At 42.8% G+C, this 20016-nt stretch carries 20 protein-coding genes and 1 pseudogene; 8 read left to right on the top strand and 13 right to left on the bottom strand.

The annotated features are described in order from the left end of the window. Nucleotides 1–77: 77 nt before the first annotated feature. The 3 genes from potC to potA are packed head-to-tail and all read right to left on the bottom strand — an operon-like array spanning nucleotide 78 to nucleotide 2804. Nucleotides 78–848: a spermidine/putrescine ABC transporter permease PotC gene (potC, locus tag L1076_RS18055; RefSeq protein ID WP_005389180.1), complete on the bottom strand. Its 771-nt coding sequence runs from the start codon at nucleotides 846–848 to the stop codon at nucleotides 78–80. Continuing rightward, a complete protein-coding gene (potB, locus tag L1076_RS18050; protein WP_237304201.1) occupies nucleotides 848–1708 on the bottom strand; it encodes a spermidine/putrescine ABC transporter permease PotB in 861 nt (286 codons plus the stop codon). Before potB ends, potC begins: the two co-directional genes overlap by 1 nt. After that, nucleotides 1689–2804, bottom strand: a complete 1116-nt coding sequence (potA, locus tag L1076_RS18045; RefSeq protein WP_009706100.1) for a spermidine/putrescine ABC transporter ATP-binding protein PotA — start codon at nucleotides 2802–2804, stop codon at nucleotides 1689–1691. Before potA ends, potB begins: the two co-directional genes overlap by 20 nt. Nucleotides 2805–3205: 401 nt before the next feature. On the opposite strand from potA, the gene L1076_RS18040 reads away from it, so the two are divergent. The 4 genes from L1076_RS18040 to ttcA all read left to right on the top strand — a co-directional run bounded on the left by L1076_RS18040 (nucleotide 3206) and on the right by ttcA (nucleotide 6604). Continuing rightward, nucleotides 3206–4003 (top strand): hypothetical protein, encoded by a 798-nt coding sequence (locus tag L1076_RS18040; protein WP_038872759.1) that lies wholly within the window; start codon nucleotides 3206–3208, stop codon nucleotides 4001–4003. After that, nucleotides 3996–4832, top strand: a complete 837-nt coding sequence (locus L1076_RS18035) for a glucosaminidase domain-containing protein (protein ID WP_045404413.1) — start codon at nucleotides 3996–3998, stop codon at nucleotides 4830–4832. The genes L1076_RS18040 and L1076_RS18035 overlap by 8 nt, the downstream gene beginning before the upstream one ends. A gap of 17 nt (nucleotides 4833–4849) precedes the next feature. Continuing rightward, nucleotides 4850–5512 (top strand): DUF2987 domain-containing protein, encoded by a 663-nt coding sequence (locus L1076_RS18030; protein ID WP_237304200.1) that lies wholly within the window; start codon nucleotides 4850–4852, stop codon nucleotides 5510–5512. Between the two features lie 198 nt (nucleotides 5513–5710). Then, nucleotides 5711–6604 (top strand): tRNA 2-thiocytidine(32) synthetase TtcA, encoded by an 894-nt coding sequence (gene ttcA, locus L1076_RS18025; RefSeq protein WP_038872920.1) that lies wholly within the window; start codon nucleotides 5711–5713, stop codon nucleotides 6602–6604. A gap of 125 nt (nucleotides 6605–6729) precedes the next feature. On the opposite strand, the gene uspE is transcribed toward ttcA, so the two are convergent. The 10 genes from uspE to ccoN form a co-directional block, all read right to left on the bottom strand. Beyond that, nucleotides 6730–7677, bottom strand: coding sequence for a universal stress protein UspE (gene uspE, locus L1076_RS18020; protein WP_038872922.1), 948 nt, complete (start codon nucleotides 7675–7677; stop codon nucleotides 6730–6732). 181 nt (nucleotides 7678–7858) lie between these two features. After that, entirely contained in the window at nucleotides 7859–8605 is a 747-nt protein-coding gene (locus L1076_RS18015; protein WP_038872924.1) for an FNR family transcription factor, read from the bottom strand. A 90-nt stretch (nucleotides 8606–8695) separates the two neighbouring features. Continuing rightward, nucleotides 8696–9373: a sulfite exporter TauE/SafE family protein gene (locus tag L1076_RS18010; protein ID WP_038881923.1), complete on the bottom strand. Its 678-nt coding sequence runs from the start codon at nucleotides 9371–9373 to the stop codon at nucleotides 8696–8698. Nucleotides 9374–9382: 9 nt separating this feature from the next. Beyond that, entirely contained in the window at nucleotides 9383–9547 is a 165-nt protein-coding gene (gene ccoS / locus L1076_RS18005) for a cbb3-type cytochrome oxidase assembly protein CcoS (RefSeq protein ID WP_054757377.1), read from the bottom strand. Between the two features lie 15 nt (nucleotides 9548–9562). Next, nucleotides 9563–11926, bottom strand: a complete 2364-nt coding sequence (locus tag L1076_RS18000; protein WP_054757379.1) for a heavy metal translocating P-type ATPase metal-binding domain-containing protein — start codon at nucleotides 11924–11926, stop codon at nucleotides 9563–9565. 4 nt (nucleotides 11927–11930) lie between these two features. Continuing rightward, nucleotides 11931–12407, bottom strand: a complete 477-nt coding sequence (locus tag L1076_RS17995) for a FixH family protein (RefSeq protein ID WP_038881926.1) — start codon at nucleotides 12405–12407, stop codon at nucleotides 11931–11933. A gap of 89 nt (nucleotides 12408–12496) precedes the next feature. Then, the gene (gene ccoP / locus L1076_RS17990; protein WP_038881927.1) at nucleotides 12497–13471 is read right to left on the bottom strand and encodes a cytochrome-c oxidase, cbb3-type subunit III; all 975 of its coding nucleotides are present in this window, start codon (nucleotides 13469–13471) and stop codon (nucleotides 12497–12499) included. After that, nucleotides 13471–13647 carry a CcoQ/FixQ family Cbb3-type cytochrome c oxidase assembly chaperone gene (locus L1076_RS17985; RefSeq protein ID WP_009706108.1) on the bottom strand — a complete coding sequence of 59 codons (177 nt, stop codon included), beginning with the start codon at nucleotides 13645–13647 and terminating at the stop codon, nucleotides 13471–13473. The genes ccoP and L1076_RS17985 overlap by 1 nt, the downstream gene beginning before the upstream one ends. 9 nt (nucleotides 13648–13656) lie before the next feature. Further along, nucleotides 13657–14277 carry a cytochrome-c oxidase, cbb3-type subunit II gene (ccoO, locus tag L1076_RS17980; RefSeq protein WP_237304199.1) on the bottom strand — a complete coding sequence of 207 codons (621 nt, stop codon included), beginning with the start codon at nucleotides 14275–14277 and terminating at the stop codon, nucleotides 13657–13659. A gap of 12 nt (nucleotides 14278–14289) precedes the next feature. Continuing rightward, on the bottom strand, nucleotides 14290–15717 hold the full coding sequence (gene ccoN / locus L1076_RS17975) for a cytochrome-c oxidase, cbb3-type subunit I (RefSeq protein WP_033006505.1): 1428 nt from the start codon (nucleotides 15715–15717) through the stop codon (nucleotides 14290–14292). 256 nt (nucleotides 15718–15973) lie between these two features. On the opposite strand from ccoN, the gene L1076_RS17970 reads away from it, so the two are divergent. The 4 genes and pseudogenes from L1076_RS17970 to L1076_RS17955 all read left to right on the top strand — a co-directional run. Continuing rightward, nucleotides 15974–16330, top strand: coding sequence for a hypothetical protein (locus tag L1076_RS17970; protein WP_038881928.1), 357 nt, complete (start codon nucleotides 15974–15976; stop codon nucleotides 16328–16330). 113 nt (nucleotides 16331–16443) lie between these two features. Continuing rightward, nucleotides 16444–17631 carry an FIST N-terminal domain-containing protein gene (locus L1076_RS17965; protein WP_054757381.1) on the top strand — a complete coding sequence of 396 codons (1188 nt, stop codon included), beginning with the start codon at nucleotides 16444–16446 and terminating at the stop codon, nucleotides 17629–17631. Continuing rightward, nucleotides 17621–19351, top strand: coding sequence for an ATP-binding protein (locus L1076_RS17960; RefSeq protein WP_237304198.1), 1731 nt, complete (start codon nucleotides 17621–17623; stop codon nucleotides 19349–19351). The genes L1076_RS17965 and L1076_RS17960 overlap by 11 nt, the downstream gene beginning before the upstream one ends. Nucleotides 19352–19664: 313 nt before the next feature. Continuing rightward, nucleotides 19665–20003 (top strand): annotated as a pseudogene (locus L1076_RS17955) (ISNCY family transposase); the annotation flags it as partial. Nucleotides 20004–20016: the final 13 nt, after the last annotated feature.

Below are 20016 nucleotides of genomic sequence, written 5' to 3'. Positions count from 1 at the left end.
GTCCAATTTTGGACGATAGATAGAAAAACAGAATGGCATGTAACCATTCTGTTTCGTGATGTTAACGGATGCGGATACTACTTTACTTTTTCTCTTGCTAGCAACTGAGAAATCACTACCAATACCAAAGAAACAATCAACATGACCGTTGCTAGGGCGTTCACTTCTGGTGAAATGCCCACCTTAACCATTGAGTAAATCTTCAATGGCAAGATTTCGTAAGTTGGACCTGTTACGAACGAGCTAATAATTACGTCGTCCAGAGACAGGGTAAAGCTCAATAGCCAGCCCGCAGCTACCGCAGGTTTTGCAAGAGGAAGAATGATCTGTTTTAAGATTACCCATTCACTCGCGCCTAGGTCTTTCGCTGCTTCCAACATTTTCACATCAAAGCCATTTAGTCGGCTGTATACTGTTACCACAACGAATGGTAGACAGAAGGTGATGTGAGCAATCAATAAGGTAAAGAAGCCAAGCTGTGCACCTAATACAAGGAACAAAGCAAGTAATGAAATCGCCATAACGATATCTGGTGACATCATTACAACAAATAACATGCCGTTGACCGCGCCTTTACCTTTGAACGAGTAACGGAATAGGGCAACAGCCGTTAAGCTACCAATGATGGTTGCCGCTGTTGCAGAGAATACCGCTACGTTCAATGAATGCCATGCAGCCTGCATTAGGCTGTCGTTGTTTACTAAGGTTTCGTACCATTTCGTGGTGAAACCACCCCATTTCATACCAAATTTGTTGGCATTAAATGAGTTAACAATTAAGACGATAATTGGTAGATACAGAAAAGCATATACCAGCGCCATAAAGCTAAATCTAACTGTGCGTCCCATTAGTCTAGCTCCACTTTCTTATTCAATAGTTTGCCTGCTCTGTAGTAAGCATAAAGCATAACAGCCATTGCGAAGGTGAGGGCGATACTGGTCGCAGCACCAAATGGCCAGTCACGAGCGTTCAATACTTGGCTCTTAATTACGTTACCGATCAGTAGGTTCTTCGCGCCGCCAAGAAGGTCAGAGATGTAGAACATACCCAGTGCAGGTAGTAGAACCAATAAACAACCGCCGATAATGCCAGGCATTGTTAAAGGCAAAATTACTCGCGTAATGGTTTGAAACTTGTTCGCACCAAGATCTTTTGCCGCTTCAATGTAAGTGTTGTCTAGCTTCTCGATTGCCGAATAAAGCGGCAAAATCATGAACGGAAGCAGGATGTATACAAGACCGACCATCACTGCCGTTTCTGTATACATTAAGCGTATCGGCTTATCGATGATTTCCATTGCCATCAACGATTTGTTTAAGACACCTTGTGTACCAAGAACAATCTTTAGCCCGTATGTACGGATCAGAGAGTTTGTCCAGAACGGTACGATAACCAAGAACAACATAAACGGACGCCATTTTTCAGGCATTTTCGCTACGATGTAAGCAAATGGATAACCGATAACCAAACACAACAATGTCGCGATGATCGCCATGTAGAAAGAGTGCATTAGCACTTTCGCGTACAGAGGGTCAAGCAAGCGAAGGTAGTTGTCGAAAGTAAACGTTAATTCAATTAGGTTTGCTTCATCACGCGTCAAGAAACTTGTACCAATAATCATTAGGTTTGGTACCAACACGAAAAGTGTTAACCAACCAACAATTAGGGCAATGATCGCGTTCTGAAGATTAAGCTTCTTGCTTATCATTTAGTACTACCTCCCAGCTCTCAACCCAAGTGATAGCGACTTTCTGGCCGAGTGAGTGGTCCACATCTGGATCATCTTCGTTAAAGAATTCGCTTACCATCACGCGCATGCCAGAATCCAATTGAATAACTGAATCTAGCGTCATACCTTTATAGGTACGCTCGGTCACGTGACCTACGATGCCTTTTTCTTCAGACTCTTTAATCTCTTCGATACGCAAGTCTTCTGGGCGAAGTAGTACTTGAAGTTTGTCACCGGCCTGTGCTTCTTGATCGTAGTAAACCACCGATTCAACACCTTCAATTTCTGCACGGATACGTTTCTCATCGATACGATCTAGCATGGTTGCGTTGAATACGTTGATCTCACCGATAAAGCGAGCAACAAATAGGTTCTTAGGTTCTTCGTAGATCTCACGTGGAGAGCCATCTTGTTCGATAACACCGTCGCGCATAACAATAATACGGTCAGACATCGATAGGGCTTCTTCCTGATCGTGCGTAACGAAGATAAAGGTAATACCAAGTTGACGCTGAAGCTGTTTAAGCTCGATTTGCATTTGCTTACGTAGTTTGTAATCAAGTGCAGATAGAGATTCATCTAGCAGCAGTACTTTTGGCTTGTTGACAACCGCGCGAGCAATCGCGATACGTTGTTGTTGTCCACCAGAAAGTTGGTGTGGCTTACGCTGTGCCATTTTTTCTAGGCGAACCATGCGCAGCGCATCCATTACTCGTGGCTCGATCTCTGCAGCAGGTGTTTTCTGCATACGAAGACCAAATGCAACGTTTTCAAATACGGTCATATGAGGAAAGAGTGCGTAACTCTGAAATACCGTGTTGACGTGCCTTTGCTCTGCAGGAACCTGTGTTACATCTTGGTCATCTAATACGATTTGACCGTTGTCTGCCGTTTCAAAGCCAGCGATCATGCGTAAAACCGTTGTCTTACCACAACCAGATGGGCCAAGAATCGTCAGAAACTCACCATGATTAACATCCAGATTTAAATTACCGATGATTTCCTTGCCATCGAAACTTTTGCTAATACCAGATAGACGAACTACTGGCTTTCCTGCTTGCTGTTTAGCGTTCAACGTCTGTATTTCTCCCACGTTCAAATTGGGTTATATCCCATTGATGTGACATTAGTCATTCACTTTTGAGGCGCGCATCATAATCACCAAAATTGTGAAATCAAAGCATTTTCTTATCTTGAAACAGAAAAAATTTTGCAGGCAAAAGTAAACATTCCTTACCATACTGTTTTTATGGGGGTATTTACGCTTTCGCTATCGTTTTGTAGGGTTTTAATTTCGCCAGCAAATGTTTTCAATTTCATAGATTTGCGAGTGGTTAATTATCGACCAAATAGAAGATATTGCAAGTATTGAGGCCGAGATCTGATTTTAGACTTGGAAAGATTTCTTTATAATGACGCCCTTATTAATTGGCTGGTTTTCCAGAAAAAAATTTACAAGTTAGCCTTGGATAACATATGAACAACGATTTTGAGAAAGATTTCAATTTAGGAGGGAGTGTAGAGCGAGCTCTTTCTGGCAAGTATGAACTAAAAGCGGGCGCTGTTTTTAGTGAGGCTTGGCGCACGACCATTCAACAATTTTTGTCCTTCTCGCCAGCGATCATCTTGTTGCTTTTCGTTCAGTTGGGCATCTTCTATATCGCATTGCAACTTCAATTAGGTGACCCAGGTGTGATTCTTGATGCGTTGCAAGACCCTGAGTCTTTTACCACTGACATCGTCTCTGCTATTTATGTCGCTAACTTTAGTTACGAAGTGATCAGTGCGCCAATTTATGCGGGTATCAGTTTGATGGCTATGAGCCATGTCGCTGGGTTGAAAACAAAAGTACGTCACGTTGGTAAAGGCCTACAATTCACGGTGCCAGTGATTTTAGCGACGCTATTTAGTCTAATGCTGCAGGGCGTAGCTGGGATGATTTTCCCTCTGCTATCGTTATACCTTTCTTTAGCTTTTAGTCATTCTATCTTATTGATTTGTGAGAAAAGAGTGCCACCAATGCAATCATTATTATTGTCTCTTCGTGCAGTCAACAAGAAGATTTTTGTTCTTGCAGGGCTTTACTTGGGCGTGATGTTGATGTTTATTATTGCTGCAATGTTCTACGGAATTGGCTTGATCTTTGTGCTACCGTTCTTCTTCCATTTGAAGGGAATCCTGTACCGCGAAATGTTTGGTATCAAGTTAAAGATCGTAGCGACACAGCAAAATGATAACGATCACGATGGTAACTCTCAGGTGTTTGATGCCTAAATCTTTAAAATCAATGAGTTTACGAGTGGCGGCTATCACAATAGCCGCCACTTTTGTTTCTGTAGGACCATACTTGCACTACGACCGCGAATATCGCAATGCGATTGACTCGCAGTTGGTGCACGGCCCGGTAACACACCCAGACTTGTCTAACCTCCCTTATATTGGTGACATTCCTGATTTCAACTCGATTAAGGACACGAAAGATAAGAAGACAGCGTTCTTTGACTTCCTTCGACCGAAAATTACGTTAGAAAATCAGCGCATAGAAAAAGAGCGTGCCTTCTTAACGGCTTTGAAACTTGCCGAGTTAAGCTCAGAACAAACTTCATATGCTAAACGCTTGGCTGCACTTTACTCTTACCCATTGGAAGATGAGACGGTAACGGAAGCTTGGTTGGATGAAATGCTTAAGCGAGTTAATGTTTTGCCTGAGGCTTTGGTGTTAACACAGGCTGCGAATGAATCTGCGTGGGGTACCTCTCGTTTTGCAACCGAAGCAAACAACTTGTTTGGTCAATGGTGTTATAAGAAGGGCTGCGGAATCGTCCCTGCGAAACGCGGTGCAGGTAAAACGCACGAAGTAGAGAAGTTTGACACTGTACAAGAGTCTGTACATGGCTATTTTATGAATGTGAATCGTAATCGTGCGTATGCTGATTTACGTGATATTCGTGCGAATTTAGCAGGGAAACACAAGGATTTGTTATCTGTGGCGACGGCATCAGAACTTACTCACGGTCTGCTTGCTTATTCTGAACGCGGTATCGCTTATGTGAATGACTTGCGGGCGATGATTCGTCACAATAACGCTTACTGGACACAATAAAAGAAATAACGGATCGGATGAAGAAGTTAAGCCTAAGTTTACTGGGTAGTGCGGTACTGATCTTGGCATCGCCTATCACTCACGCTCAAGAATACATGTTTACGTATTCTAAACTTTACACGCAATTAAAGAACAATATTAAAGACGGCCATGATGACGTTAGAGTCGGTGTTTTCTTTGTTGATTCTGATACAAAACAATTGTGTGAAATCGAAAAAGCATGGATGGAAAAGGAAGAGCATTTTGAGGAGTTTGTGATACCAACTTCGAAAGAGTTACCGCTTCCTATAGATAAAAACCTAAAGTCAGCGAATCCACTTGTCTTTGTACAAACGCCCAAAGATACGCGCTGTGATTACTCTCTTGTAGTCATGACGAAAGAACCGTTACAGGGTAGCGTTACGTACGAAGAATTGAAGCCTTTGATGCCTCAAATGCAAGCCTTACTTGAAGATCTTGGAGGTATGTTTGCGGGTTGGTTTACGCCCCAAGTACAAGGTGTAACCATGGAGTTCGCTAACGAACTTAATGATACTATTACGTTCTCTAACGGGGCTCAAAAAGCGATTGTTAATGGGAAGGTGCAAGTCGCAATGAGTGAAATGGGCGAGGGTGGTCATATGACATTACCTCAACCAACGACTCGTGTATTACCTTATCTACCGAATGCAAAAAAATAAGCATAAGAAACCGAAGAAGAGCTGCAATTGCGGCTCTTTTTTTGTTTCTAACGTTCATGACGCTGTTTTTGAGTGCATTTATTGATGAGTCCGTCACACAAACATTTAATCCTGCGCAAAAAGCTCGTATAATCCACGCCCCATAGAAACCCATGTTAGGAAGCCCTAGTCGATTTATCGGCGATGTGAGAGCCCGCAATGAACCAAGTAGATACAAGAAAAGAAACCCTAGAATTCAACAAGCTTCAGAAACGTCTTAGAAGACATGTTGGAAATGCCATTACTGATTACAACATGATCGAAGAAGGCGATGTTGTGATGGCATGCATTAGTGGTGGTAAAGATTCATTCGCGATGCTTGATATCCTGTTGAACCTACAAAAGGCAGCGCCTATCAAGTTTGAAGTTGTCGCAGTTAACCTTGACCAGAAACAGCCAGGTTTCCCTGAGCATATTCTTCCAGACTACTTTGAAACGCTGAACATTCCTTACTACATCGTAGACAAGGACACTTACTCAGTGGTTAAAGAGAAAGTGCCAGAAGGCAAAACAACTTGTGGCCTATGTTCACGTCTTCGTCGTGGTACACTTTATTCGTTCGCAGAGAAGATTGGCGCGACTAAACTGGCGCTTGGTCACCACATGGATGACATTGTAGAAACGATGTTCTTGAACATGTTCCATGGCTCGCGTCTAAAAGCGATGCCACCAAAACTTCGTTCAGATGATGGTCGTAACGTAGTTATCCGTCCACTGACTTACTGTCGTGAAAAAGACCTAATCAAATACGCAGAACATAAAGAGTTCCCAATCATTCCTTGTAACTTATGTGGTTCTCAAGAGAACCTTCAACGTCAATCGATTAAAGCGATGTTGATCGATTGGGATAAGAAAACACCTGGTCGCGTAGAAGCTATCTTCAAGTCAATCCAGAACGTAAGTCCAAGCCAGCTTGCTGACCGTGAACTCTTCGACTTTGTAAACCTACCATTAGATCGTGAAGGTAACCGCGAAGAATACGAATTCAGTGAAGCAGTGGTATCTTCGACAAACATCGACGAATCAATGTTTATCGATGTAACCAACATCTAATTCGAAAAGAGGAGGCGAAATGAGCCTCCTTATTAATTTGCGTGCCTTAAGGCCGTGAACAGAATAAAAAATCCCCCAACAAGTGGGGGATTTTCATTTCTATATCATTTCAAAAACAAGCACTGTTATGTCGCTGTATTCGGATCGAGCGGGCTGATGTAACCGTTTGGTTTTAATGCCAGTACGTCGCAATTGATTTTATCAATCACATGCTCAGCAGTGTTACCAATAAACACAGCAGAAAGCCCAGTACGACCAGTTGTACCAAGAATCACCATCGCTGCACTTAGTTTTTCTGCTGTTGCTGGGATAATGTCTTCTGGTAAGCCTTGCTCGACGATCGTTTGCTCTTCATCAAGACCATGTTTCTGGCGAAGTGCTTTCATTGCGGTTAAATGATGCCCACGTACAGCGTCTGTATAGGTTGTAGGATCAAATTCCGGCAACTCAATTGTGATATTGGCTGGCGTAACAGGGTACGCATTAACAAGGTATGGGTCGGCATCAAGTCGGTTACTGATTTCTTTAAGACGCTCTACCATCGAATCATTCAAGTCAATATGTGTTGGATTTTCCGAGCCTACGTGAACAGAAGCGAGTATCTTCGCATGCTCAGGCCAATCAGCGTTCTTAATTAAAAGTACAGGGATAGGGCACTTACGTAACAAATGCCAATCTGTAGGAGTGAAAATGACGGATTCTAGAACGTCGTGCTTACGCGTTCCTTTAATAACGATGTCGTGACCGCCAGCAAAGACTTCAGCGATGATCGCTTCATAGGGGCGATTATGCCAAACAACACAAACATCAAAGTCGAAGCTATCGTCTAAATACGGTTGGGCTATCTTACGCATCCATTGTTCACGTTGGTGGATAACACCGCGACGCATAGCATCTCTTTCATCGACCGACAGCATTGAGGTCATGTCATACGAAAAATCGTAGATTGACAGAAAGAAAGTGATTCGGCTTCTGGATACACTTTTTCGAGCGAGTTGAACCGCTCTTGCAAGTGCTGGCTGCTCATCATTATTGATGTCAGCAACAACAAGGATCTTACTGTATATACTCATATCTAAGCCCACTTATTATTGTAAAACCAAATACTGAATATAAAGTAAATCAGTATATTGGAGTACACAAGGTACATTTTTACTGTAGCTCAGTTTGAACAAGAATTTGAGGACTTTCGAAGGGATTTTAGAAGAAATATGATGTAGCTCATTTTCGAGCTACATCAATTGATAGGGCAAATTAGTCTTTGCTAACGCCTGCAAGTTCCATCAATGCATCGTGATCTAAGATGGTGATGTACTTACCTTTTACGCTCAGAATTTCAGATTTCTGGAAGCGACCAAGTAAACGGCTAATGGTTTCTACCGTTAGACCAAGATAGTTACCAATGTCACCACGAGTCATGGTTAAACGAAATTCACGAGGACTAAAGCCGCGCTGGGAAAAACGTGTTGATAGGTTGTACAGGAATGCAGCAAGACGCTCTTCTGCATTCTTTTTAGAAAGAAGCAGAATCATTTCTTGGTCGCCTTTAATCTCGTTACTCATCAAACGCATGATTTGTTGGCGAAGCTTAGGCATTTTTCCTGATAGGTCATCAAGGATTTCGTATGGAATCTCACAAACCATAGAAGTTTCAAGCGCTTGAGCAAAACTTGGGTGTTGGTCACCTGTTATTGCGTCAAAACCTACAAGGTCACCAGCTAAGTGAAACGCAGTGATTTGCTCATCGCCTTGCTCTGTAATGGTGTAACTCTTTATCGTGCCAGAGCGGATAGCGTACAGAGATTTTAGCTCATCACCTGCTTTAAAAAGCTCTTGGCCTTTTTGGATTGGCTTTTTACGCTCGATGATTTGATCCAACTGATCCAGCTCAGACTCGTTTAGAGTGAACGGAATACACAGTTGGCTAATGCTACAATCTTGGCAATGAATCGCGCAACCACCTGATTGGATACGCTTTGTTGCAGGTTTTTCAGAAATCATAACAACCTTTCACTATTTGATATACATCAATATTTTATCACCGCTTACTTCTAAAGGGTAGCAAAAAAATTATTGAAAACGACTTTCATACTATATGAAACCGAGCATTCGCATAGCTCCGGCGGCAGTATACACGCCATAAGTTATTAAGATTAACGCTGAGATGTTTCTAAATATTAACGACTTTTGCAACTTCTGAAAGTGGCTCGCTCCGTATCCGATCGCGAGCATCGATGGAAGAGTACCAAGACCAAATGCCAGCATGATCATCCCGCCACTTAATGCGCTTCCTGACACTGCTGACCAAGTGAGAGCCGAGTACACTAAGCCGCACGGTAACCATCCCCAGATAAACCCAAACGGCAGGGCATGTAAAGGGTGTTTGAGTGGGAGTAAGCTCCTACCGGCAGGTGAAATCAATTTCCAAAGGGACTGCCCAAGTTTTTCAATAATCAGCAGGCCTTGCCACCATTTAGCAATATATAAAGCAACCAAAATCATGAATATAGCCGCAATAAAGCGGAGCCACGCTAATGATTGGGTTAATCCACTCAGTTCAGACAAGCCAGAAATAGCCCCACCAACCATTGCTCCAACACAACCGTAGCTAGCGAGGCGTCCAATATTGTAGAAGAGAGGGATAACGGGTGAAGGCTTAGTGTTTTTTGTGCCCATAGAGAGTAGTGACGCGATACCACCACACATCCCCATACAATGACCAGCCCCGACCAAGCCAATCATAAAAGCACCGATAAAATCTGGACTCATAGAGTAACGTTACGTTTTTTTGTTATTTGGTTTTTCATCTTCATCGAGAAGAATGTTGTGGCCTTGTCGCTCTAGATCTTCAAACTGATCACTGCGAACGGCCCATAGGAAAATAGCAACCGCCACACAGACCAAAACAATGGCGATAGGGATTAAAATGTAAAGACTTTCCATGTTAGCTCTCTTACTTTACTTCTCTTTAAGCAGTCGCAATGAGTTGGATACTACAATGATAGAACTCGCAGACATACCAACAACGGCAACATAAGGTGCGACAAGACCTGCAACTGCCAATGGCAAAATTAGCAGGTTGTAACCTAAAGACCAAGCCAAGTTTTCTCGGATTATCTTTCTTGTACGTATCGCAAGTAATCTTGCTTCTAATAGCTTCTCTAAATTATCGCCTAGAAGGGTCATATCTGCAGAAGCTTTGGCGACATCCGTACCACCACCCATCGCAACGGATAGGTGTGCACCTGCAAGAGTAGGTGCATCGTTAATGCCGTCACCGACCATCATAGTGATGTCGTTTTTATCTAGTCCTTGAAGATACGCGAGTTTATCTTCTGGTTTTGCTGAGGCGATCACATGGTCAATACCCATTTCGTTAGCAACTGGTTGAGCGTTTTGCAAAGAATCACCTGTCAATAGCGTTGTCTTGATACCTGCATCCGCAAAACGCTGGATGAATGCTTTGCTCTCTTTACGAATCGGGTCACGGTAATAGAAGGTCGCAACGTGTTTTTCGTCGACGGAGAGATAGACGGCGTTGCTTTCATCTCGGTTCTCACCAACCACAAAAGTAGCACTGCCGATCTTTACTGTCTTATTGTTCCAATTACCTTGAATGCCAGAACCAATGATGTTTTGAACATTACTTACAGTAACGTCTTCTTGACCAAACCCTGAGAATGCCCGAGCAATAGGATGGTTTGCGTGCGCTTCAAGTGCCGATGCGATCGCAAGTGCTTCACCTTCGTTAAAGCTAGCGAAGGTTTGAGTTTGATTAATTTCGATGTCGCCTTTGGTCAGCGTACCTGTCTTATCTACGACAAGATGATTAATCTTACACAACGTTTCGAAAACATGGCCTTTACGTAGCAAAATACCAAAATTACCCATTCGAGAGGTTGCACAAGTTAGTGCGGTTGGCGTTGCTAAGGATAGGGCGCATGGACAAGTCGCTACCAAAACAGACAGCATAATCCAGAACGCATCATCAGGTTTGGTTTGGTGCCAGTAAAGCCACGTGCCAGCTGAAATGATTAGAATCGCGCCGACAAAATAACGTGCTACTACGTCGGCAATTTCAGCGATTTTAGGCTTAGAATGCTGAGCTTCATCTTGAAGACGAACGATATTAGAAATCATCGAATCTGCTTTTGAATTCGTCACTTCGAGATCGAAAGACTCATCGCCATTCAATGTGCCCGCATAAACGGCATCTCCCGCCTTCTTAACTACATGAACAGACTCTCCGGTCAGCATAGACTCGTCGATATGGATACGACCAGAAATCACTTTGCCATCGGCAGGAATATGTTCGCCAGGAAGAACGCGAATACGATCGCCGACCTTTAGTGTTTTAACTGGGATTTGTTCACCGTCTAACGTGGTGGCAATCGCAGGGATGAGTTTAAGAAGGTTACCGCTAGCAGCCGCGGCTTTGCGACGAGCACGCATTTCTAAGAATCGACCAACCAACAAGAAAAAAGTAAACATCGAGATGGATTCAAAGAATACTTCACCTTGCTCTGTCACCGTTGCGACTAGACTTGCCACATAAGCAAAGATTAATGCGATGGACACAGGAACGTCCATACCAAGCGTTCGTCCTCTAATACTTCGCCATGCATTGAGGTAAAAGGGAAGCGCAGAATAGAGCAGTACAGGAGTTGCGAAGATTAAGCTTACCCATCGGAAGTAGTTTTTAAACTCCGGCTCTAAATCGCCAAAAACTTCCAGATACAACGCCACTGCTAACATCATTACTTGCATGGTTGCAAGGCCTGCAATGCCTAAGCGATACAGGTATTGCTTCATTGTGTGGTGATATGCGGCTTCTTGTTTATCCGCTTCAAAAGGTGCAGCCTTATAACCGAGTTTGTGAATCACAGAGAGCAATTCGCTAAGACGAACTTGTGTTTTATCCCACGCAAGTAAAGCTCGGTTCGTGGTGGTATTTACACGGATAGACACTAAGCCTTTTACGCCCGAGACTTGCTTTTCGATTAGCCAAGCGCAAGCTGCGCAAGAAACGCCATCCAAGGAAAGCGTGACTTCAGAGGTGTTCTCATTATTACGAACAAACTCCGATTGCACTTCTTCATTATCATAATGAATCAGCGCTTGGAGCTGTTCCGGAACTAAATCTGCTTTTTCAGCTGGTGCAGTGCGGTATTGGTAGTAGGAGACGAGCCCACTCTCGACAATGGTCTGCGCCACAGTTTCACAACCCGGGCAACACATGTCGCGAATTTCACCCAATATTTCTACTTTGAAATCCGTGTTGGCTGGTACATCTTCACCGCAGTGATAACAGGATTTACACATAGACTTACTTCATTAATATTGTTGGTTGTGCAGGGAATTCAACTCGACCTTGAATCATCCATTCTTTGTTGTGTGGTTCAAGTTCAACAAACCAAGGACCTTGAATAGAGTCTTCTTGCGTCAAACGATAGTTGCCTTTCGCATCGGCAGTGAGAAGCTTAGTAAAATCACGGTCTGGCAACGTGCGGTGTGTAAACGTCGCGGTTAGCGCAGGGAAGTGCGGCAGTTCCCCTTTGTTAAAAGAGATAACTACCGTGTTATCATCTGATGAAACGGTAGCGTTAAGACCAAGGTCTCGAGCGACATTCATTTTACTGATGTCGATGTTGATACCTTTGCCTTTTTTATAGTAATCCTCAGCGACCAAAGATACCGAGTTGTTGGCGAATACGACCACAGTAACGATTGTCCAAATCACCACAGTTAGAGGTAGGATGATCAGGAACCACGGCCAAAATTGTTTATACCAAGGCTTTACCATAAAAAAGTTCTCAACAGCTAAATGAAAAAATGTAAGGCTTTAAATTTAAAGGAAAGACAGCCCCTATGAAAGGGGCTGTTATTGAAATGTTACTTATTGTCAGAGTTGCTTAAACTCCAGACGTATGCCGCGACAAGTTGAACTTTGTCTTCGCCTAGAATGTCCTTCCAAGCTGGCATCACACCAGAGCGACCGTTCATAACTGTTTCTGTTACTGCAGCGCGTGAATCGCCGAATAACCAGTCTTGGTCAGTTAGGTCAGGTGCACCTACAGCAGGGTTACCTTTACCATCTGTGCCGTGACAAGCTGCACACACTACAAAGCGAGCTTTACCAGCTTCCGCTTCACGTGCATTCACTTTACGACCAGATAGGCTTAGCGTGTAGCTTACTACTTCTTGAACACCTTGTTCGCCAAGTGCATCTTTCCACGCAGGCATCTGCCCGATACGGCCTTGCATGATAGTAGTAACAATAGCTGCTGGTTCGCCACCGTATAACCACGCGTCGTCAGTTAGGTTAGGGAAGCCTTTCTGACCGCGAGCATCAGAACCGTGACATTGCGAACAGTTCTGTAGGAACAAACGTTGACCAACTTTAATCGCTTCAGGATCTTGCGCAATCTCAGGGATAGGGCGTAGACCTTCTGCATTATGAGCAAGTGCACGGAACGCTTCTCCGAAGTAAGCATCTGCATCATCAAGCTCTTTAGCATATTGGTTAAGCTGCTTGTTTTCTTGTGCTCGTGCGATGGCTTCTTTAGATTCTTCCAACGTACGTACGGTTTGATCTGAACTCTGCCAGTTGAGGACGCCTTTAAAGCTACCTAGACCTGGAAATAGAGTTAGATATACAGCTGCAAACACAAACGTGCTCACAAATAAGTATGTCCACCATTTTGGCAGAGGGTTGTTAAGCTCGCGAATACCATCGTACTCGTGGCCCATGTCTTCCCCTTCCTCGACGCCCATTTTATCTTTAGCGCACCAAGTCAAGAGGATCGCACAGCCTACCAGCGTACCGACAGTAATCACGATAATCCAGAGACTCCAGAATGTAGTCATTACTTCTTCACTCCTTGGTTATTTGGGGTCGTTTTTTGCTCTTCGTCTGCAAACACCAAGTTAGCATCTTCTTCGAAACGTGCTTTACGTTTCTTACCAAATGCCCACCATACGATGCCAATGAAACTCGCGAAGAGTACTACGGTATAAATACTATGAATTGTACCGAAATCCATGTAACCCCCTTACTTCATTGCATGACCAAGAGACTGAAGGTAAGCGATGATTGCATCCATCTCTGTTTTACCTTCTACATCTTTAGCCGCATTCGCGATTTGTTCATCCGTGTACGGAACACCGAACTGGTTGCGGAATACTTCTAGTTTCTTCTGCGTCAGTTTGCCGTCTAGTACGTTCTCTTCTAGCCAAGGGAAACCAGGCATGTTTGATTCAGGTACTAGTTCACGAGGATCAATAAGGTGAACACGATGCCACTCATCAGAGTAACGTCCGCCTACACGAGCCAAATCTGGACCAGTACGCTTAGAACCCCATAAGAATGGGTGTTCCCAAACACTTTCACCGGCTACAGAGTAGTGACCGTAGCGCTCTGTTTCAGAGCGGAACGGACGAATCATCTGACTGTGACAAACGTTACAACCTTCACGGATGTAGATATCACGACCTTCCATTTCCAGAGGAGTGTAAGCGCGTAGGTTTTCTACAGGCTCCGTCGTTTGCTTCTGGAAAATTAGAGGAGTGATTTCTACGAGCGCACCCCAACTAATTGCAAAGATGATGAAAATTGCCAACAAACCGACATTACGTTCTAGGATTTCGTGGCGATTATTCGAATTATTACTCATTCTTTAATCTCCTTATGCCGGTTGAGGGATAGCTTTTAGGCTTTCTTTAGGCGCCGTTACTGTTTTGTACGTGTTGTATGCCATTAAGAACATACCGAATAGGAAGATGAAACCACCTAAGAAACGTACGAAGTAGAACGGGTAAGATGCTTCTACAGATTCTACAAAGCTGTAAGTCAGTGTGCCGTCAGAGTTAACTGCACGCCACATTAGGCCTTGCATCACACCAGAAATCCACATTGCTACGATGTAAAGAACTGTACCGATAGTTGCCAACCAGAAGTGAACATTGATTAGGCTAACAGAGTACATGCGCTCTTGACCAAATAGACGAGGAACAAGGTGATATACAGAACCAATGGAAACCATAGCAACCCAACCTAGAGCACCGGAGTGAACGTGACCAATGGTCCAGTCGGTGTAGTGCGATAGTGCGTTTACAGTCTTGATAGACATCATTGGACCTTCAAAGGTAGACATACCGTAGAAAGACAACGAAACGATTAGGAAACGTAGGATAGGGTCATAGCGAAGCTTATGCCATGCGCCAGACAGCGTCATGATACCGTTGATCATACCACCCCAAGATGGAGCAAATAGAACCAAAGACATCACCATACCTAGAGACTGAGTCCAGTCAGGTAGTGCTGTGTAATGCAGGTGGTGAGGACCAGCCCAAATGTACAGAGAGATCAGTGCCCAGAAGTGAACAATAGATAAACGGTAAGAGTAAACAGGACGTTCAGCTTGTTTAGGGACGAAGTAGTACATCATACCAAGGAAACCAGCGGTTAGTAGGAAACCTACCGCATTGTGTCCGTACCACCATTGAACCATCGCATCCACGGCACCGGAGTAAATCGAGTAAGATTTACCAAGCGATACTGGGATTGCCATACTGTTCACGATGTGAAGTACTGCTACTGTGAGGATAAAGGCCCCGAAGAACCAGTTAGCCACATAGATGTGAGACGTATTACGTTTGACCAATGTTCCAAAGAACACGACCGCGTAAGATACCCATACAATCGCGATTGCAATATCAATAGGCCATTCTAACTCAGCGTACTCCTTACCTGAGGTAAAACCTAAAGGTAGGGTGATTGCTGCGGCTAGGATAATTGCTTGCCATCCCCAAAAGGTGAAGGCAACGAGTGGGCCACCAAAAAGACGTGTTTGACAGGTGCGCTGAACAACATAATAAGATGTTGCGAACAGAGCACTGGTACCAAACGCAAAAATTACCGCATTAGTATGCAGTGGACGTAAACGACTGTACGTCAACCACGGCGTATCAAAGTTTAGCTGTGGCCAAACTAATTGAGCGGCAATCAAAACACCAACAGCCATACCAACTATGCCCCATAAAATGGTCACAAGGGTAAATTGGCGAACGACTGTATAGTTGTAGTTTTGTTCAAGCTGCTTTACTTGGCTCATTTGCATGCTTCCAATTTCTAATTAACTACACTTTACTTCCAACACGACTTGCGTCGTAACACCACCCAAGTAAACTCTAGAATTTAAGTGTTATCATCACTTTATTTCCATTGCTGACTTTAATAAAAAGTGGCATTTTCAGCGAGTCACTATACTTGAATTAACAATTCAATGACAGAGTAGTAACCTTACTAGGCCTCTGGAAATCATTTTTTATTTAAAAAGTTTGAAGTTTGTAACAAGGATATTAGGAATTATGGCTGCACAAAAGTTAACAAAGGCAAGACTTGCACAAATCTTAATCATGCTCAGTCTTTTAATTGGTGCATTTTTCTGGAGAACCTTTACTTATGAGACGAGTAGCGTTGTGGATTGTTCACAAAAACAACGATGTGATGTAACAATCGGAACAGAAAAAATCACGATAAACAAGGGTTCTGATGGCTTTTCGATCGAAAGCACAGAAAATGGCAGTATAAAAATTGATCTAAATCAATCTGGTGAGTTTATAGATCTGTCGGATAAATATCGCCAGAGTAATTGGAGTGATATTTCTGAGACTCGAGTAATTAATTTCAAAATAAGCGAAAACATTGTCCAAGTTCATTTATAAATCAGATCTGACGCGAGATAATGACGCTTCTTTATACAATTATTACTTTATTGTCTAGCGCTATATTGTCGTAATGGTATAACGGTTAAAGATCACACAATAATTAAACTCGTATGCAGTGCCAATCATTATTTACTCATATTACAGACGAATATTTAGCGATTAAGAAATTTCGCACGGAACTCTTTGAAGAGAACCTCTCTCACCTCATCTGCTATTACACAGAGGAGTATGACTTCCGTGCTATTCAATCAGCGTTTCGAGAGCTGTTTCCTAAACAGTCTCTCCACGGTGCGAGCTCGTGTCAGGCAATTATGACCAACCAAGGTTACCATCGTGGACCAGTCATCGCCGTTCTGGCTATCTATGATTCGGGACCACATTCCTATGGTACTGGAATTTCGAAATGTGGTGATTCTGTCGATACTTATGTGAATGAAGCGCTGAACATGGCCTTATCTCATGCTAACCGGCTCGGCGAGGTACCCAACCTTATTCTTTTACATGCCACGCCAGGGAATGAAGAGGCTGTAATTGAAGCGATCGATCAGCGGTTTGGTACTTTGGTTCCCATTATTGGCGGCTCTTCTGCCGACAATAACATAGAAGGGAACTGGTCTATTATAACCACGCAAGGAAGTGAAAAAGCTGGCATTAGCTTAACACTATTTTATTCATCTCAACCTGTCGATATTGCGTTTAGTGCAGGGCATTCCCCAACGGATATTACGGGAACTGCAACGAAAACCCACAACCGATGTTTATTAGAAATTGACGGTGAGCCAGCACTAGATGTTTATCGAAGATGGACAAACCACCAAAATAATCAACCAGATAACGAACAATTTCTGTTTACTAATGCCAGTGCTTACCCGTTAGGTCGTGTTGCCGGGTACTTATATGAAAGGCCTTATTACAAGCTGTCCCATCCCATTCGCGAGACCTCACACGGTGGCATCGAGTTGTTCACAACTATCGAAGAAGGCGAGCAATTAACGCTAATGAAAGGGAGTAGGGAGCATCTAATTGCAAGAGCTGCAAGGGTTGTGAATGCTGCTTTTAATCAAAAATTAGAAGAGTCTCGAAAAATAGGTGTGATCAATATCTTTTGTGCTGGTCCTATGTTGCACTTAAAGCAAGATATAAACAGTGTTTGCGAACAAATTAACCAAGAATTAGAACACCTGCCTTTTATTTGCCCATTCACATTTGGTGAGCAAGGAAGATTCATTGGTGGTGAAAATGGACATGGAAACTTGATGATATCATCAGCGATTTTCCATAAACCTTATGAAAAATAAATATTTAGAGATATATCAACAAGAAGCGTTGCAAGAAGCGTTAGTCGAACTTAAAGAAGCAAGGCAACGAGAAAAGCTTCTGGCAGATGAAAATAAAGCCATTCTATCTGCTATCTCTGCAATGAGTGAGGCTCGAAATCGACACGAAATATTTTCCGGCCTTAACAACGTACTTAAAAAGTACATCAATTTTGATGACTTCATCGTGATCACTCGAGACCATACTAGAGACGCATTTAAAACCTTAATCTCTACAAATAGTGTGTTCGATAACTTAGATTGGTTACAGGGTAGCGTTTCCGAGCGAGCTTTAAACGGTGAGTGTATTTTACTGTTTGAGCCGCTAAGGTTACGTGAGTTTGAAAACCTTAACAGCTTTATACAAAGCCATGTTAATTCAGTTGTCTTAACTGGGATTAGAACCGAGGTAACCCAAAATATCATCTTATTGATCGGTGCTCAAAAAGGGCATTTTAGCATCGAGAACAAAGAGACATTAAGACGCTTTAGCCCCTTAATTGAACGCGCTGTTATAGATATTGAAACCAAAGAGAAGTTACAACGTATCGTTGACGTGCGTACATCTCAACTCGCCAGAGCAAGAGAAGATGCGGAAAAGGCAAACCAATCGAAATCTGAATTTCTTGCCATGATGAGTCATGAGATTCGAACGCCGTTAAACTCGGTATTGGGAATGTTAGATATACTGCGCCAATCCATGCTTACCGATGACCAGTCCGAAGTCCTTGATCAAATGGAATGCTCGGCAGAACTCCTATTAGCGATCATCAGTGACATCCTTGATTTATCTAAGATAGAGTCGGGCAGCTTTCAATTAAATGAACAGTGGGTTGATTTAAGTGACGTTGTAACATTTGTTATTTCCCAACAAAAACAAGTAGCTACCAGTAAAAATTTGAACTTTAATTTAAGCTTCGGATTAGAAAAAAGTAAACAATATTGGATAGATTCCACCAGACTTTCTCAGGTGTTGTTCAACCTGATCGGGAATGCCATAAAGTTCACTGACTTTGGTGAAGTTAATGTTACGGTCGAAGAACAAAATAACGAACTTAAAGTTTCAGTTATGGATTCCGGTATAGGTATTCCAAAGGCAAAATTGAATCACTTATTTACTGCATTTCATCAAGGTGATGGATCGATCACGCGTCGTTTTGGTGGCACAGGTTTGGGGCTTGCAATTACCAAACATTTAGTGGAAATGATGCGTGGTTCGATTTTCGTAAACAGTAAAGAAAATGTCGGGTCTCATTTCTCTATAAGGATTCCAGTTCTCACACGTAATAACCAAGAGCGCCCAGTAAAGATTGAAGCGAACAGACCATCGAAGGCCCTGAATATACTTATTGTCGAAGATACCGAATCAAACCAGTTGGTGATCAAACTGATTCTAAATAAGTTGGGACATAATGTTTGTATAGCAAACAACGGATCTGAGGCCATCAAATTCTTGGAGCAAAATAGCCAAGAACTCGACATGGTACTCATGGATGTTTCAATGCCGGTAATGGATGGCATAACAGCGACAAGACTTATCAGAAAAAAAAGGATTTCAATTCCTATTATTGCTCTGACAGCCCATGCGTTGGAGAGTGATAAGAGAATGTGTTTGAAGGCAGGAATGGATGGCTTCATTTCAAAGCCAGTTCGCAGGCAAGATATTTACGAAGTGATTCAGTCACTAGTAGAAACTGCATAGCTCCTTAATATAGATCTTAACAATCGCAAGATTATTAAGATCTATATTAAGTATTTTATGGTAAATCACCATTATGTTTAATGAACCTAACAAACGATGTCTGAATTTGAAATCTGAGAGGGATAGGAGACCAATGTAGAGAAGATTTGGCGTACGTCTACATTGCATTTAACATAATATACATAATGCGCACTAAGGATGTAGGCGCAAAGTTGTAATGTCACTATTTACCAAAGTTAAAATGTCTCTTTAGCTCGTAGTCACTAAGCTTTGCTTACAACCAGCTAAGGATGCGTTTAAGATGCTAGTGACTATGAATGATTCTGATATCAATCGTTTTAAAGTAATCCAAGATGTTTGCGATCGTAGGATCCCAAGTAATAACCGCTATCCCAGTGACTACCGAGACACAGTTTTAAAACTGATTCGTGATCACTATTCTGATTTTACTCCAACGCTTGCTAGAGAAAAACTATTTGAGTTACATAGCCTTCCAGTATCTAACGAGACCTTACGAAGTTGGATGATTGCAGATGGTTTATGGACGCCTCATTCGCAACGCAAGCCTAAAGTTTACCAACCTCGCTACCGACGTGATTGTTTAGGCGAGCTCGTTCAAATTGATGGCTCTCACCACGATTGGTTTGAAGGATCGTGACGACGTA

Origin of the sequence: Vibrio sp. MMG023 (assembly GCF_021654215.1) — a bacterium.
Taxonomy (GTDB): Bacteria; Pseudomonadota; Gammaproteobacteria; order Enterobacterales; family Vibrionaceae; genus Vibrio; species Vibrio jasicida.
The sequence above is the reverse complement of the archived record's forward strand: the minus strand, read 5'-3'. Positions and strand labels throughout refer to the sequence as shown.